The following is a 14,838-nucleotide window of genomic DNA, read 5'->3' on the forward strand; positions in this document are numbered from 1 at the left end:
ACGGTCATTCCCGGCGGGACGTGGTCAGCAGGTTCTGGCCGCCCGTCGCCCCGCCGCTCGGTGTGTCCCCGGTGGTGCCTCCGGTGGCGTCGCCTGTGGTGCCACCGTCGGTCGTGCCGCCCCCGGTGGAGGTGTCCCCGGTGGTCCCGCCCGTCGTCGTGCCGCCGTCGCCCGTGGTGCCGCCGGTGGTCCCGCCCGTCGTCGTGTCGCCGCCGGTGGTGGTGCCGCCGTTGTCCTGGCCCCCGGTCTGGCCCTGGGTCTGGCCCTGGGTCTGCCCTTCGGTCCGGCCCGGGGTCTCCTGGCCGCCGGTGGTGTCGCCCGTGGTGCCGCCGTCGTCCTGGCCGCCCGTGGTCGGGTCGACGGGGGCCTGGCTGCTCGGGGCCTGTTCCTCGGCGCCCTCCTGGAGCTGGAGGTCGAAGTCACCGGCCGGCTTCCCCTTGAGGGCGGCCTTGGTGTACTGCGCCCAGATCTCGGCGGGCGGTCCGCCGCCGTTGACGCGCTCCAGGCCCATCGCGCCGTACAGCGACTTGTGCGCGGCGGTCACCGGGTCCTGGCCCATGACGGAGACGACGGTGGCGAGTTCGGGGGTGTAGCCGGCGAACCAGGCCGCGGTGTCCTCCTCGGCGGTGCCGGTCTTGCCCGCGGCGGGGCGGTCCGCGCCCTGGGCGGCGGTGGCGGTGCCGTTCTCGACGACGCTCTGGAGGATCGAGGTGGTGGTGTCGGCGGCCTCGCGGCTGACGGCCTGCCGGGTGCGCTTCTGCGGCAGCTCGACGGTCTCCTCACCGTCCTTGGTGATCTTGTCGATCATCGTGTACGTGCCGTGCCGGCCGTGGTTGGCGAGGGTGGCGTAGGCCTCCGCCATGTCGAGGACGCTCGCGGTGTTCACGCCCAGCGCGATGGACGGGGACGCCGTCAGGTCCGGGGTGTCGGAGGGGATGCCCAGGTCGATCGCGGTCTGCTTGACCTTGTCGGAGCCGACGTCGACGGCCATCTGCGCGTACACCGAGTTGACGGACTTGTCGGTGGCCTCGCGGACGGTGATGTCGCCGTAGGAGCCCTGGTCCTCGTTCTCGGGGGCGTAGGAGCCGCCGCTCCACCCCACGACCGGCCGCTTGTTGGTGCCGTCGTAGTAGGTGTTGGGGGTGATGAGCTCGCCGTCCTGGGTCTCGGAGTGGTTCTGGACGGCGGAGGCGAACACGATGGGCTTGAAGATGGAGCCGACCTGGAAGTCGCCCCGGGTCGCGCCGTTCGTGTACTGCTTGACGTAGTCGATGCCGCCGTACATGGCGACGACCTTGCCGGTCTTCGGGTCGACGGAGGCGCCGCCCGCGCGGACGTAGTTGTCGACCTTGTTGTTCTTCTTGTCGAGCTTCTTGATCACCTGGTCGTCGACGGCCTTGACGAAGGCGTTCTGCCTGCTCTTGTCGAGGGTGGTGGTGATGCGGTAGCCGCCCGCCTCCAACTGGTCCTTGGTGAGGATCTTGTTGGTGAGGATGTAGTCCTCGACCGCGTCCCTGATGTAGCCGCGCTGCCCGGACAGGCCGGTGGAGACGGTCTGCTCCTTCGGCATCGGGAACTTCAGGCCGGTGCGCTCGGACTGGGCCAGCCAGCCCTTCTTGACCATGCCGTCCAGGACGTAGTTCCAGCGGGCCTCGGCCGCCGCCTTGTTCCCGGGGTGGGCGACGACGTCGTACTCGCTGGGCGCGTTGACCAGGGCGGCGAGGTAGGCGGCGTGGGCCGGGTCGAGGTCGACGGCGTCCTTGCCGTAGTAGGCCTGGGCGGCGGCCTGGATGCCGTAGGCGTTGCGGCCGAAGTAGCTGGTGTTGAGGTAGCCCTCGAGGATCCGGTCCTTGGACTGGGTGCGGTCCAGCTTGATCGAGATGAAGAACTCCTTCACCTTGCGGGTGACGGTCTGCTCCTGGGCCAGGTAGTAGTTCTTCACGTACTGCTGGGTGATCGTCGAGCCGGACTGCTTGCCCTTGCCGGTGGCGGTGTTCCAGCCGGCGCGGAGCATGGCCTTGGGGTCGATCGCGGACTCGGTGTAGAAGTCGCGGTCCTCGGCGGCCAGTACGGCGTGCTGGGCGTCCTTGGAGACCTGCGAGAGGGAGACGTTCTCGCGGTTGACCTCGCCGTCGCGGGCGAGCTGGCTGCCGTCGGCGTAGAGGTAGACGTTGGTCTGCTTCATGGCGAGCGCGTTGGCCGGCGGGATCTTGACCATGGAGTAGCCGAGGAAGAACAGGCCGGCCAGGGCGACCAGTCCGAGGACGAAGGTGCCCAGCACCATGCGCCAGGTCGGGATCAGCCGTCGCCAGCCGGTGCGCCTGGGCCGCTTGGCCTTCTTCTTGCCGCCGGGCTCTTCAGGCGCCTGGGGGTCTGTCGGTGCCCAGCCCTCGGTCGGCTGCTGCGGCTGGTCGCTCATCTCGTGCACGGACTCCTGTTTCGCGTCGTACGTTCCCGTACGACCTCTTACGCGTTCTGCGTCCCCTGTTGAAGACTCTCGCACCCGGCGTTCCGTTCCCGGATATGGCGCGCGTCTCGCCCGGGAAAATGGCTGGCCCGCCCCGTCACCTGCGCAGTAGGCTCCTGCGCTTCGGTGTCCGCGGGCCGAGGAGGGCTGTTGATGTGGGTTCCTGGCGGTTGTACGCGGCCGTCGCGGCGGGGGGATTCCGACGATACGCGACATATCGCGCGGCCACGTTCGCGGGGGTGTTCACCAACACCGTCTTCGGTGTGATCCTCGTCTACACGTATCTCGCGCTGTGGGACGAGAAGCCCCATCTGGGGGGTTATGACCAGGCGCAGGCCGTCACCTATGTCTGGCTGGGGCAGTGCCTCTACTCGACGCTGGCCATCCAGGGCGGCGGTGCCGAGAAGGACGTGATCGAGCGGATCCGCACGGGTGAGATCGCGGTCGACCTGTACCGCCCGGCCGATCTTCAACTGTGGTGGCTCGCGAGCGACTTGGGCCGCTCGCTGTTCCAGCTGATCGGGCGCGGGGTGATCCCCTTCGTGTTCGGCGCGCTGTTCTTCCCGATGGCGCTGCCCACCGACGTCATGTCGTGGGCGGCCCTGTTCGTGGCGCTGCTGCTCGCCATGGTGGTCAGTTTCGGGATCCGCTATCTCGCGGCGCTGAGTGTGTTCTGGCTGATGGACGGCATGGGCATCATGCAGGGCGTGATGATCACGGGCGTCTTCTGCTCGGGCATCGTGTTCCCGCTCAACGCCTTCCCGGGGGCGCTGGGCGACATCGTGCGGGCGCTGCCGTGGGCGGCGCAGCTGCAGATGCCGGCCGATGTGCTGATGGGGGAGACCGACCCGCTCGGCGCGTACGCCTTCCAGGCGACGTGGGCGGTGGTGCTGCTGGGAGCCGGGCGGCTGCTGCAGTCGGCGGCGACACGGCGGGTGGTGGTGCAGGGTGGCTGAGACGTCCCGCCTGGGCGAGGGGGTCCGGGCCTACTGGCTGATCGCGGGCATGTGGATCCGGTCCGCGATGACCTACCGCACCTCCTTCGTCGTCACGATGTGCGGCAACCTGCTGATGACCGGCCTGGACTTCGTCGGGATCCTGCTGATGTTCTCGCAGGTCGACTCGCTGGGCGGCTGGGGGCTGCCCGAGATCGCCTTCCTCTACGGCCTGTCGGTGACCGCCTTCGGGATCGCCGACCTGGTGCTCGGCTCGATGGACGTGCTGGGTTCACGGATCCGGGACGGCTCCTTCGACATCCTGCTGGTGCGCCCGGCGCCGGTGCTCGCGCAGATCGGCGCGGACCGTTTCGCGGTGCGCCGCCTGGGCCGGATCACCCAGGGCACGGCGGTGCTGGTGTGGGCGCTGGCCTCGGTGGAGGTCGACTGGAGTGCGGCGAAAGTGCTGCTGGTGCCGCTGATGGTGGTCAGCGGCGCGGCGATCTTCTGCGCGGTGTTCGTGGCGGGCGCGGCCTTCCAGATCTTCGCGCAGGACGCCTCCGAGGTGCAGAACGCGTTCACGTACGGCGGTACGACCCTGCTCCAGTATCCGCCGACGGTGTTCGGGAAGGACTTCGTGCGCGGGGTGACGTTCGTGCTGCCCCTCGCCTTCGTCAACTGGGTGCCGGCCTCCTACGTGTTGGGCCGGCCGTACCCGCTGGACCTGCCGGGGTGGGCGGCCTTCACCCCGCCGCTGGTGGCGGTGGCGTGCGCTGCGCTGGCGGGGCTCGCGTGGCGGGCGGGGCTCGGGTCGTATCGGAGTACGGGGAGTTAGAGGTGGACGTGGCGATGGACGTGATGACGGATGCCTTCATTGAACTCGACCGCGTCGAGAAGGTCTTCGACGTGCGCAGGAAGACCGGGTTCCTCAAACGGGAACGGCGCCAGGTGCGGGCGGTCGACTCGATCTCCTTCACCGTGGCGCGCGGTGAGATGGTCGGGTACATCGGCCCGAACGGCGCGGGCAAGTCGACGACGATCAAGATGCTGACGGGCATCCTGACCCCGTCCGGCGGCCGGCTGCGGGTGGCCGGCATCGACCCGTCCCGCGAACGCACCCGGCTGGCCCACCGGATCGGGGTCGTCTTCGGACAGCGGACCACTCTCTGGTGGGACCTGCCGCTGATCGACTCCTACCGGCTGATGCACCGCATGTACCGGATCCCGGACGCCCGTTACCGCGAGAACCTCGACCGCTGCGTCGAACTCCTCGAACTGACCGACCTGTTGGACGTCCCGGTGCGCCAGCTGTCGCTGGGCCAGCGCATGCGGGGCGACATCGCGGCGGCCCTGCTGCACGACCCCGAGGTGCTGTACCTGGACGAGCCGACGATCGGACTCGACGTCATCTCCAAGGCCAAGGTGCGGGGTTTTCTGCGGGAGTTGAACACCGAGCGCGGCACGACGGTCCTGCTGACCACCCACGACCTCCAGGACATCGAGCAGCTGTGCTCACGCGTGATGGTCATCGACCACGGCCGCCTGATGTACGACGGTGCGCTCGCCGGCCTGCACGAGGTGGGCGAGAGCGAGCGCATGCTGGTGGTGGACCTGGAGCGGGAGGTGCCGCCGATCGAGGCGGCGCCCGCGCGCGTGGTGAAGGTGGAAGGGCCGCGCCAGTGGCTGGCGTTCCCGGCGTCCGAGTCGGCGGCCGCGCTGGTGGCCCGGGTCGCGGCGGAGTATCCGCTGGTCGACCTGTCGGTGCGGGAGCCGGACATCGAGGCCGTGATCGCGCGCATGTACGCGGGAGAAGCGGAGAACGCGGTGTCGTAGCCGTGGGAAGGGGTTGCTCGTAGGCTGCCCTGTATGACGGAAGAACTCCCAGAGCTGCGTGCCGCCGACGCCGATCGTGAGCGAGTCGCCGAGGTCCTGCGGGACGCCCTCGCGGAGGGGCGGCTCGACATGGAGGAGTTCGAGGAGCGCCTGGACGCCACCTACAAGGCGCGGACCTACGGCGAGCTCGCTCCGATCACCCGTGACCTGCCGGTCGGGCCGGTGACCGCGCCCAAGGTCGACATGCTGAAGCGGCCGGAGCAGGACGGGAGTTGGGCGTCCCGGATCGTCGGCGGCGAGGGCTCCTCGACCTGGGCGGTCGCCGTGATGTCCGGGTTCCAGCGCAAAGGGCGGTGGACCGTGCCCCGGCGCTTCACCTGCTTCGCCTTCTGGGGCGGTGGGGAACTCGACCTGCGGGAGGCGAACTTCGCCGCCGGCGAGGTCGAGATCACCTGTGTCGCGATCATGGGCGGGATGCAGGTCGTCGTGCCGCCGGGGGTCGAGGTCGTGGTGCGCGGCATCGGGATCATGGGCGGCTTCGACCACCGCGAGGAAGGGGTTCCGGGTGAGCCCGGGGCACCTCGCGTGATCGTGAGCGGGTTCGCCTTCTGGGGCGGGGTCGGGGTCGAGCGCAAGCTCAGGAAGGCCGACCGGCAGCGGCTGCGGGAGGAGCGGCGGCAGGAGCGGATGGAGCGCCGATCCGCTGCGCGGGAGCTTCGACGCGGGGAGCGCTGAGCGGCCGGGGGCGGGTGCGGTCTCGTCGTGGCCGGTCGCGCGGTTCCCCGCGCCCCTGGGTGGGTGCAGGGCAGGCATGCCCGGCTGCACCCACCCGGCCCGCGCCTACAGTCGCGCCGCCGTTGACCCCTTCAGGTACTCCAGGTCGAACACGTCCGCCATCCGCTCGTACCCCTTGTCGTTGGGGTGCAGCCGGTCGCCCGAGTCGTACATCGTGCGGAGCCTGCGGGGGTCGTAGGGATCCCTCAGCGCCCGGTCGAAGTCGATCACCGCGTCGTAGACCCTGCCCGAACGGATCTCCGCGTTGACGGTCTGGCGGACGTCCTCGCGGGCCTCGGTCCAGGTGGTGCGCCTGCCGACGGGCATGAGGGTCGCTCCGACGACCTTGATGCCGCGCGCGTGGGCCTGGCGGACCAGGTCGCGCAGGCCGGTGAGGAGCTGCTGGGGGTCGACGGTGCCCGGCGTGCGGAGGATGTCGTTGATGCCGAGGTCGACGACCACGACCTTGACGTTGGGGCGGTCGAGCACGTCGCGCCGGAAGCGTCGGATGCCGGCCTGGTTCTCCCCTGCGCGGCCCCGGGCGTCCGCGAGGACCCGGTTGCCGCCGATCCCCTCGTTGACGACGCTGTAGCGGGGCAGGTCCCGGCCGGTGGCGAGCGCGGAGCGCAGACGCCGGTTCAGGAAGTCCGGCCAGCGGGCGTTCGCGTCGGCGGTGGAGTTCTTGCCGTCGGTCAGCGAGTCGCCGAAGGCGACCACCGTGCCGTCGGCCTCGCCGCTGAGCACGTCCAGCGCGGTGAGATACCGCCAGTGGTCGACCTGCTCCGTGTACCCCGCCCCGGTCTCGTTCGCGGTGAGGTCGCCCGGGCCGGCGTACGAGGTCTGCCGGGCCGTCGGGTGGTAGGTGACCGGGCCGGACAGGGTGGGGGAGTAGGTGGTGACGAGGACGTCGGCGCCCGCCGGGACGGCCAGCGCGACGGCGTCGCTGAGCACCTGCGCGCCCGCCGCGACGACGACCGTGGTGTTGCCGGCGAACGTGAGCCGCCGTGTGGTGCCCGTCTGTGCCGCGGGGGTCCCCGGACCGGCGGCGAGGGCGAGGGACGCGTGCGTGACGGTCAGCGCGGTCCGGCCGTAGAGATTGGACAGCGTGATACGGGCACTCGTACCGCCGACGCTGGTGTGGACGACGTTGCGGACGGAGCGGCCGGTCATTCCCTCGGCCCCGGTGCCGGGCTCGGCGCCGACCGGGGCGGCGGACCAGGTGCCGACCCAGACTCCTGCGGAGGCGGGCGCGGCGGAGGGGCGTACGGGCCCGGAACCGGACAACGAGGTCCGGTCCGCGGTGCCGGTACCGGCCGCCACTGAGACGTAGATGGCGGTGGACAGGGCCACGATCAGAGCGACGATCGAGGCGAGCAGGGCGTAACCATGACGCCGGGTCATGTGGTGCTGTTCTCCTAGGGCGATGGGAGCCCGAGGCTCCGATCTGATGAACCCATGATGGGGCATGAACCTGAGGAGCAGTGACGAGCCCCCTCCGGTTCCCTCGTCCGGAACCGACACCGGGAACTCCTGTTCTGTTCCGGGAGTCGGTCAGGAAGGGACAATGTGTGAGGGATCACCGAACGGGTGGAGCGGATGGAACGCACGAAACCTGAGGAAACGGCACCGTCGGACGTGGAGCCGCAGGCCCGGAGCGACGGGGCCGCGACGTCCACGGGCCGCGCCGCCCCCGCCCCGGCCGTACGTGCGATGAACACCTTCAGCGAGGCCGACCTGGAGAAACAGCGCGGGGTGCGGCGCATGAAGCTCACCGCGACCGGACTGCTGCTGTTCGTGGCCGTGGTGTACGTCCTCGCCAAGTGGGCGCACAGCTCCGGGGCCGGCCCCTGGGCCGGGTACGTCGCGGCGGCCGCCGAGGCCGGCATGGTCGGCGCGCTCGCCGACTGGTTCGCGGTCACCGCCCTCTTCCGCCACCCGCTCGGCCTGCCCATCCCGCACACCGCGATCATCCCCACCAAGAAGGACCAGCTGGGTGTGTCGCTGGGCGAGTTCGTGGGTGAGAACTTCCTCTCCGAGGACGTCGTACGACAGCGGCTGCGGGCCGTGGGGATCGGCAGCCGGCTGGGGGCCTGGCTTGCCGAGCCCGAGCACGCCGACCGGGTCACGGCGGAGCTGTCGGCCGCGCTCAGGGGTGCCTTGACCGTCCTGCGGGACTCCGACGTCCAGGCCGTGGTCGGGGAGGCGATCACCCGGCGGGCCGACGCCCAGGAGATCGCGCCCGGTATCGGCAAGATGCTGGACAAGGTCGTCGCCGACGGCGGGCACCGGCGGGTCGTCGACCTGGTCGTGGCCCGGGCCCACGACTGGCTCGTGCTCCACGACGAACAGGTCATGGACGCGGTGCAGGGGGGCGCGCCCGGCTGGACCCCGCGTTTCGTCGACAAGAAGGTCGGCGAGCGGGTCTACAAGGAGCTGCTGCGGTTCGTGACCGAGATGCGTGACATGCCCTCCCATCCGGCGCGCGGGGCGCTGGACCGGTTCCTGACGGACTTCGCCTCCGACCTCCAGTCCGACACGGACACCCGCGCGCGTGTCGAGCGGCTCAAGGGCGAGGTGCTGGGGCGCGGCGAGGTGCAGGACCTGATCGCGTCCGCCTGGACCGCCGTACGGTCCATGATCGTCTCCGCCGCCGAGGACGAGCGCAGCGAGCTGCGGCTGCGGGTGCGGGCGTCGCTGCTGTCGCTGGGCGCGCGGATGGCCGACGACCCGAAGGTGCAGGCGAAGGTCGACGGCTGGGTGGAGGGGGCCGCGGTGTACGTGGTCACCACCTACCGGCGGGAGATCACCTCCCTCATCACGGACACGGTGGCCGGCTGGGACGCCGAGCACACGACACGCAAGATCGAGGCGCACATCGGCCGCGACCTGCAGTTCATCCGGATCAACGGCACGGTGGTCGGATCGCTCGCGGGACTGCTGATCTACACGGTGTCGCGGGCGCTGGGGGCGTAGGCGGGCGCGTAGGCGGGGGGCGTAGGCGGGCGGGCCGGGGGCACCCGGGGGTCGTTCGAGGATCGCTCGACGAGGAGGGAGCCCGTCCGTGACCACCGCCCAGGCCGACACCGGCCGCACCGTGACGACCAACATCCCCGCCAGACTCGACCGGCTTCCCTGGTCACGCTGGCACTGGACCATCGTCATCGGCCTCGGCACCGTATGGATCCTCGACGGCCTTGAGGTCACGGTCGTCGGCAACATCGCCAGCCGGCTGTCGGAACCGGGGAGCGGCCTGTCGATCTCCTCCGGGCAGGTCACCGGTGTCGCGGCCGCGCTGTACGTGGCGGGCGCGTGCCTCGGGGCGCTCTTCTGGGGGCGGCTGACGGACAAATGGGGCCGCAAGAAGCTGTTCATGATCACGCTGGCGGTGTATCTGGCGGCCACGGCACTGACGGCGGTGTCCTTCGACTCCTGGTGGTTCTTCCTGTTCCGGTTCCTCACCGGGTTCGGCATCGGCGGGGAGTACGCGGCGATCAACTCCGCGATCGACGAGCTGATCCCGGCGCAGTACCGGGGCCGCGTCGACCTGATGATCAACGGGAGTTTCTGGCTGGGGGCGGTGGGGGGTTCCCTGCTGTCGATCGTCGCGCTGAACACGGACATCTTCGCCAAGGACGTGGGCTGGCGGCTGACGTTCGCGCTGGGCGCGGTGCTGGCGTTCGTGATCCTTCTCGTACGGCGGCATGTGCCCGAGAGTCCGCGGTGGCTGCTGATCCACGGGCGGGACGAGGAGGCCGAGCGGATCGTCACCTCGATCGAGGAGCGGGTGGAGGCGGAGCAGGGGTCCGCTCTGCCGCGGCCCGAGGGGGAGCTCACGATCCGTCAGCGGCGGAGCGTGACCTTCGTGGAGATCGCGCGGACGGTGTTCTCGGACTACCGGCGCCGGTCGGTGCTCGGCTTCTCGCTCTTCATCGGCCAGGCGTTTCTGTACAACGCGATCACGTTCGGGTTCGGGGCGATCCTCACGACGTTCTTCGACGTGCCGACCGGGGACACCGGGTACTACTTCGCGGTCATCGCGGTCGGCAACTTCTTCGGGCCGCTGCTGCTGGGGAAGCTGTTCGACACGGTGGGGCGGCGGGTGATGATCTCGTCGACGTATCTGCTGTCGGGGGTGCTGCTGTTCGGTACGGCGTGGCTGTTCGACCAGGGGTCGCTGAGTGCGGGTTCCTTGACGGCGTGCTGGTGCGCGGTGCTGTTCTTCGCTTCGGCGGGGGCGTCGAGCGCCTACCTCACGGTGTCCGAGGTGTTCCCGATGGAGACGCGGGCGATGTCGATCGCGTTCTTCTACGCGCTGGGCACCGCGGCGGGCGGTATCAGCGGGCCGCTGCTGTTCGCCGACCTCACGAGTACGGGCAAGGTCGGCGACACGGTGCTGGCCTTCCAGATCGGGGCGGGGCTGATGTGTGCGGCGGGGCTGGTGGCGGCGTTTCTTGCGGTGCGGGCGGAGAGGCGGTCGCTGGAGGACATCGCCAAGCCGCTCACGGCTACGGGGTGATGTGCGTTTTTGCGCAGTTCCCCGCGCCCCTGGGTGGGTGGTGGGGTCGGGGCCGGGGTGGGGGGTATCCGTCCTCGGTCCGGCGGCTCGGTCCCTTGAGGAGTGCTCTGTAACGGACGCCGGCCGCTGCGGGCGGACACCCCCCACCCCGTCCCCTGTGCGCCGTGTGCGGCTGCACGAGCGTCCACATGGCCCACCCAGGGGCGCGGGGAACTGCGCGACCAGCCCCCACCGGCCCGCACCCGGCGCCTATTCGCCCCGCCGCCGCAGCAACAGCAGTCCCCCCGCCACCGCCGTGATCCCCGCAGCCGCCGACCACCCGACCACATCGGCGGAACCCGTGGCGGCGAGGTTTTGGCCGCCGGTGGTCCCGGCCTGCGGAGAGGCGGCTGAGCTGGGCGCAGGCCGAGGAGTGACCGCCCGGTCCCGTGTGAACGCCAGCGTGCCGAAGCCCAGTTGGTCGTAGCCCCCGCTGTTGGGGCCGTAGTCCCCGCCGCCCCCCTCCGGTGCCGACTTCGCCGCGATCCGGGTGACGTACGACGCCGGAAGTCCCCGCCGTTTCGTGTAGTGGTTGGCGATCATCGCCCAGATGGGGCGGGTCATCGACGGGTCGACCCCGGCCGCCGCGGAGGCCGTCTCTCTCCCGGACCAGCCTCCGATCGCCCCCTTCGCGCGGGTGTTCGCGGTGTAGGAGACGTCCCCTCCCAGGCTCCACTTCGCCACGTACTGGGCGCCCTTGAGGAAGCGGCTGTCGTCGTAGCCGTACAGGTCGTACCCCTGGTTCCACGCCATCTCGCAGAACGTGCCCATGAGGCCGACGCCGAGGAGCGCGTGCCCCTGGTCCCGGCCCGCTTCCAGCCACTCGGCGAGGCCGTCGTCGTGCACGACGGGGATGGCGTTCCTGATCGCTCCGAGGCCGTCCCCGTGCTTGAAGTAGTCGATGGCGCGGGTGACTTGGGACCTGTCGTCGCAGAGGATGCCGGTGGCCAGGACGCAGGCCATGGCGGTGAGGTCCCAGTTGGTCCAGTAGTTGGTGACGACGGCGCCGTTGTGCCGGACCAGGAAGTCGTCGCTGAGCGGGGCGAAGACCTTGGTGAGCATCTCCTGGAAGCGGGAGAGGTCGAAGTCCGGGTGGTCGCGGACGAGTTCGGCGGCGTTGGCGAACTGGTAGCCGTAGAGCCCTGCGGCGAGGAAGCGGTCCGCGCTGCCTTCGAGGGAAGTCAGCTTCGCCGACCAGGCGTTGAGGATCGCCACGGCCGTGTCGGCGTACGCGCTGTCGCCGCTGACATGGTGGCGCAGGCCGTTCTGGTAAGCGGCGTGGATGTCGTTGTAGAGCGTCGCGTAGTTCTGCGGGCTGCCCTCGCCCCGGTACACCGTCGTCTGCGGGTTGGGCGTCCAGTCGCTCTGCGCATGGCGGTTGGCGGTCAGCCTGGCGAACCCCGCCGTGCAGGGGGCGGCGCCCGCCTTCACCTTGGCGGCCATGCGGGTCAGGTCGGCCCGGGTGTGCAGCAGGCCCGGGTGCGCGAAGGCGGAGTCGGCGGCGGTGGCGGCCGTGGCGGGCAGGGCCGTCGTGGCGGTCACCGCCGCACCTGCCGCTGCCGTCGCCCTGAGCATGGCGCGGCGGCTGATCTGTGAAGTCACGAACGTCATTCCTCGCGTGCCGGTGGCTGGGGACGGTCAGGAGACGCGAGGGTGGGACCGGCGATAACAGAAAAGGCGACAGCCGAGGAGTCGTGCCCGTGAGCATTCGCAGGATCATGCCCGACATCCACGTCGAGTCCGGGGAGGCGCTGACCGCCAACCGTGACTTCTACGGCCTGCTCGGGTTCGAGGAGGTCATGGACATGGGGTGGGTGGTGACGCTGGCGTCGCCCGCCAACCCGACCGCCCAGATCAGCTTTCTCACCCAGGAGCGCACCGCGCCCGTCGTACCCGATCTGAGCGTGGAGGTCGAGGACGTCGACGCCGTGTACGCGCAGGTCGTCGCGTCGGGCGCGGAGATCGTACGGGAGCTGCGGGACGAGGAGTGGGGCGTACGGCGCTTCTTCGTCCGCGATCCGAACGGGCGGGTGGTGAACGTGCTGACCCACCCGTCCGGGGGAGGCGGGTGAGACCTCTCAGGCGTTGCGGTCCGCCACCGCCCACGAGGCCAGGGCCACCGCGCCCGCCGCACCGAACACCGCGGGCCACGCGCCGACCTTCTTGGCCAGCGGGTGGGACCCGGCGAAGGCGGCCACGTACGCGGCCGTCAGTGCCCCGGCCGCCTTTCCGCCGGCCCGCTCCCGCCACTGCTGGGCCGCCGCGGCCCCGGCGACGGCCAGCACCGCCCCGCCCAGCTGCCGCTTCCTCGTCCAGCGGGCCACGCCGTACCCGCCGACGAGCCCGCCCGCCGCCACCAGCGCGCTGGGAACCTTCGCCATGTCTGCCTCCTGACGCTCATGATCGGCACGGTCACGACCGGCCCCGCCGATGGGGCGAGGCTAACTCCGGACCTGAGACGGGAAACTAACCTGAGTCTGGGCTTGTCAAGTTTCCTGGCTCCGAGCTATATAAGAAGGCGTAGGGCATCGCACCCGGAGTCTGGGGAAAGGAGATGGACTGTGATGCTCATGCGTACCGACCCCTTCCGTGAGTTCGACCGGCTCACGCAGCAGGTTTTCGGTTCCACCGCCCGTCCCGCCGCGATGGCGATGGACGCGTACCGGTCGGGGGACGACTTCGTCGTCCACTTCGACCTCCCCGGTGTCGACCCCGAATCGATCGACCTGGACGTCGAGCGCAACGTCCTGAACGTCCGCGCCGAGCGCCGCCTCCCCGCCCCCGAGGACGCGGAGATGATCGTCGCCGAGCGCCCCACGGGCTCCTTCACCCGTCAGCTCTTCCTCGGCGACACCCTCGACACGGAACGCATCGACGCCTCGTACGACGCCGGCGTCCTCACCCTGCGCATCCCGGTGGCCGAGCAGGCCAAGCCGCGCCGCATCCGGATCACGGGCGGCGACAGCGACCGCAAGCAGATCAGCCGCTGACCGCGGCGGCCGTAGAACGAACCAGGCAGTCGCGCCCCGCGGGCCGGCCGATCCGCCCGCGGGGTGCAACGACCCCCAGGAGACCCGTACATGAGCGCACTCAGCGCGGAACGAGCGACCGGAACGGCACGGTGGAGCGACCTCGTCGACGCCGTGCGGGACGCCGGGCAGTACGCGAGCACGGCGGAGGCGGAACAGGTCGCCCGTGTCGTCCTGTCCGCCCTCGGCGGCCATGTCACCGGCGACGAACGTGTCGACCTCGCCCGGGCCCTGCCCGAGGAGGCCGCCAGGCTTGTCGCCTCCCGGATTCCGCTCAACAAGCCGCTGGCCGCACCGGAGTTCGTGGAGTCGGTGGCCGGTCGCATCGAGGGCGCGACCCCGGCGACGGCCCGCTGGCACGTCAGCTCGGTCCTGAGCGTGCTGCCGAAGCTGGTGGGCGACGAGCTCGTCGACCGAGTGCTGGCCCGACTGCCGTCCGGCTACGCCCTGTTGTTCGGCAAGGCGGAACTGGCTCCCGCGGCCTGACCGGGCCCTAGGGTCTGTCGTTTGGATCAGGCCGGCCGTGAGGTGCGGTGCTTTTCTGCCGACTTGAGCGGGGTCTGGTGCGTGCAGCTGCAAGGCGGAGGAGGGAGTCGACGCGGAGCGTCGGCGACCGACGACAACGCCGCAGATGTGCGTGCCAGACCCCGCGACGCCGGGCTGATCCAAACGACAGGCCCTAGCGGGCCCCGCCCTCGCGTGTCCCGGCGCGCAGCCGCAGCTCCGCCACCCAGGCGGCGGCGACGGCACAGCCGACGGCACCGAGGGCGGAGCCCACGGCGACGGGATTGACGTACCCGGGGATCGCCCCGGCCGAGTAGCTGCCGCCGCCGCTCAGCTCGCAGTCGAAGGAGAGGGGGAGATAGCTCACCGAGTAGTCGATGACCTGGGCGGCCTGCTCGCTCCCGCGGCACGGCGGCATCGGCGCGGAGTTCACACCGCCGTCCTCCGCCTCCAGGACCGAGCCGGCCAGATGCAGCAGCCCCCATGCGTACACGGCGAGCGCCACGAGCCCCGCCAGCGTGGCGACGCCTCGCAGACCGCGCGGCAGTGATGACATCCCGGCCCCCTGACCACTCGTCTTCCGGGTCCGCAGAGTTCAGCAGCACGGAAGGGGAACCGCTGTGACGGAGCCCATAGTTCCGGCAACAGGGCTGTCACAGACCGGGTCGCGGGAAAGGGCTGGCGCGGACGGCTCTGGCGGGCGAGTCTTCCCTCACGGGGGCAACCGTGGCGCTCACACAG

At 70.6% G+C, this 14,838-nt stretch carries 13 protein-coding genes and 1 pseudogene; 9 read left to right on the forward strand and 5 right to left on the reverse strand.

Annotation, left to right across the window (positions count from 1 at the left end):
• Nucleotides 1-4: 4 nt before the first annotated feature.
• Nucleotides 5-2,419, reverse strand: coding sequence for a transglycosylase domain-containing protein (locus AQI94_RS00645; protein ID WP_031056772.1), 2,415 nt, complete (start codon nucleotides 2,417-2,419; stop codon nucleotides 5-7).
• 203 nt (nucleotides 2,420-2,622) lie between these two features.
• On the opposite strand from AQI94_RS00645, the gene AQI94_RS00650 reads away from it, so the two are divergent.
• From AQI94_RS00650 to AQI94_RS00665, 4 genes and pseudogenes are all read left to right on the forward strand, one after another.
• Nucleotides 2,623-3,423 (forward strand): ABC transporter permease, encoded by an 801-nt coding sequence (locus tag AQI94_RS00650; protein WP_031056776.1) that lies wholly within the window; start codon nucleotides 2,623-2,625, stop codon nucleotides 3,421-3,423.
• Nucleotides 3,416-4,237, forward strand: coding sequence for an ABC transporter permease (locus AQI94_RS00655; RefSeq protein ID WP_031056778.1), 822 nt, complete (start codon nucleotides 3,416-3,418; stop codon nucleotides 4,235-4,237). Before AQI94_RS00650 ends, AQI94_RS00655 begins: the two co-directional genes overlap by 8 nt.
• A gap of 23 nt (nucleotides 4,238-4,260) precedes the next feature.
• Nucleotides 4,261-5,235: an ABC transporter ATP-binding protein gene (locus tag AQI94_RS00660; RefSeq protein WP_031056780.1), complete on the forward strand. Its 975-nt coding sequence runs from the start codon at nucleotides 4,261-4,263 to the stop codon at nucleotides 5,233-5,235.
• 33 nt (nucleotides 5,236-5,268) lie between these two features.
• A pseudogene (locus AQI94_RS00665) lies at nucleotides 5,269-5,967 on the forward strand (DUF1707 SHOCT-like domain-containing protein); the annotation flags it as partial.
• Nucleotides 5,968-6,075: 108 nt separating this feature from the next.
• Here the strand turns inward: AQI94_RS00665 and AQI94_RS00670 are convergent.
• Nucleotides 6,076-7,410 carry an SGNH/GDSL hydrolase family protein gene (locus tag AQI94_RS00670; RefSeq protein ID WP_031056786.1) on the reverse strand — a complete coding sequence of 445 codons (1,335 nt, stop codon included), beginning with the start codon at nucleotides 7,408-7,410 and terminating at the stop codon, nucleotides 6,076-6,078.
• A 195-nt stretch (nucleotides 7,411-7,605) separates the two neighbouring features.
• Between AQI94_RS00670 and AQI94_RS00675 the strand changes: the two genes are divergently transcribed.
• A complete protein-coding gene (locus AQI94_RS00675) occupies nucleotides 7,606-8,982 on the forward strand; it encodes a DUF445 domain-containing protein (protein WP_031056787.1) in 1,377 nt (458 codons plus the stop codon).
• A gap of 88 nt (nucleotides 8,983-9,070) precedes the next feature.
• Nucleotides 9,071-10,525, forward strand: coding sequence for an MFS transporter (locus AQI94_RS00680; protein WP_031056789.1), 1,455 nt, complete (start codon nucleotides 9,071-9,073; stop codon nucleotides 10,523-10,525).
• Nucleotides 10,526-10,774: 249 nt separating this feature from the next.
• Here the strand turns inward: AQI94_RS00680 and AQI94_RS00685 are convergent, their stop codons facing one another.
• Nucleotides 10,775-12,139, reverse strand: coding sequence for an alginate lyase family protein (locus tag AQI94_RS00685; RefSeq protein WP_031053748.1), 1,365 nt, complete (start codon nucleotides 12,137-12,139; stop codon nucleotides 10,775-10,777).
• Nucleotides 12,140-12,264: 125 nt separating this feature from the next.
• Between AQI94_RS00685 and AQI94_RS00690 the strand changes: the two genes are divergently transcribed.
• Complete coding sequence (locus tag AQI94_RS00690; RefSeq protein ID WP_031053751.1) at nucleotides 12,265-12,636, forward strand: VOC family protein; 372 nt, start codon at nucleotides 12,265-12,267, stop codon at nucleotides 12,634-12,636.
• A gap of 6 nt (nucleotides 12,637-12,642) precedes the next feature.
• Here AQI94_RS00690 and AQI94_RS00695 read toward each other — a convergent pair whose 3' ends face one another.
• Nucleotides 12,643-12,945: a hypothetical protein gene (locus tag AQI94_RS00695; protein ID WP_062229524.1), complete on the reverse strand. Its 303-nt coding sequence runs from the start codon at nucleotides 12,943-12,945 to the stop codon at nucleotides 12,643-12,645.
• Between the two features lie 183 nt (nucleotides 12,946-13,128).
• Between AQI94_RS00695 and AQI94_RS00700 the strand changes: the two genes are divergently transcribed.
• On the forward strand, nucleotides 13,129-13,554 hold the full coding sequence (locus tag AQI94_RS00700; RefSeq protein WP_031054248.1) for an Hsp20/alpha crystallin family protein: 426 nt from the start codon (nucleotides 13,129-13,131) through the stop codon (nucleotides 13,552-13,554).
• Nucleotides 13,555-13,644: 90 nt separating this feature from the next.
• Nucleotides 13,645-14,079: a DUF2267 domain-containing protein gene (locus AQI94_RS00705; protein ID WP_031054250.1), complete on the forward strand. Its 435-nt coding sequence runs from the start codon at nucleotides 13,645-13,647 to the stop codon at nucleotides 14,077-14,079.
• Between the two features lie 193 nt (nucleotides 14,080-14,272).
• Here the strand turns inward: AQI94_RS00705 and AQI94_RS00710 are convergent, their stop codons facing one another.
• Nucleotides 14,273-14,653, reverse strand: coding sequence for a hypothetical protein (locus tag AQI94_RS00710; protein WP_037941821.1), 381 nt, complete (start codon nucleotides 14,651-14,653; stop codon nucleotides 14,273-14,275).
• Nucleotides 14,654-14,838: the final 185 nt, after the last annotated feature.

Source organism: Streptomyces pseudovenezuelae (assembly GCF_001513955.1).
In the GTDB taxonomy this organism is placed as follows: domain Bacteria; phylum Actinomycetota; class Actinomycetes; order Streptomycetales; family Streptomycetaceae; genus Streptomyces; species Streptomyces pseudovenezuelae.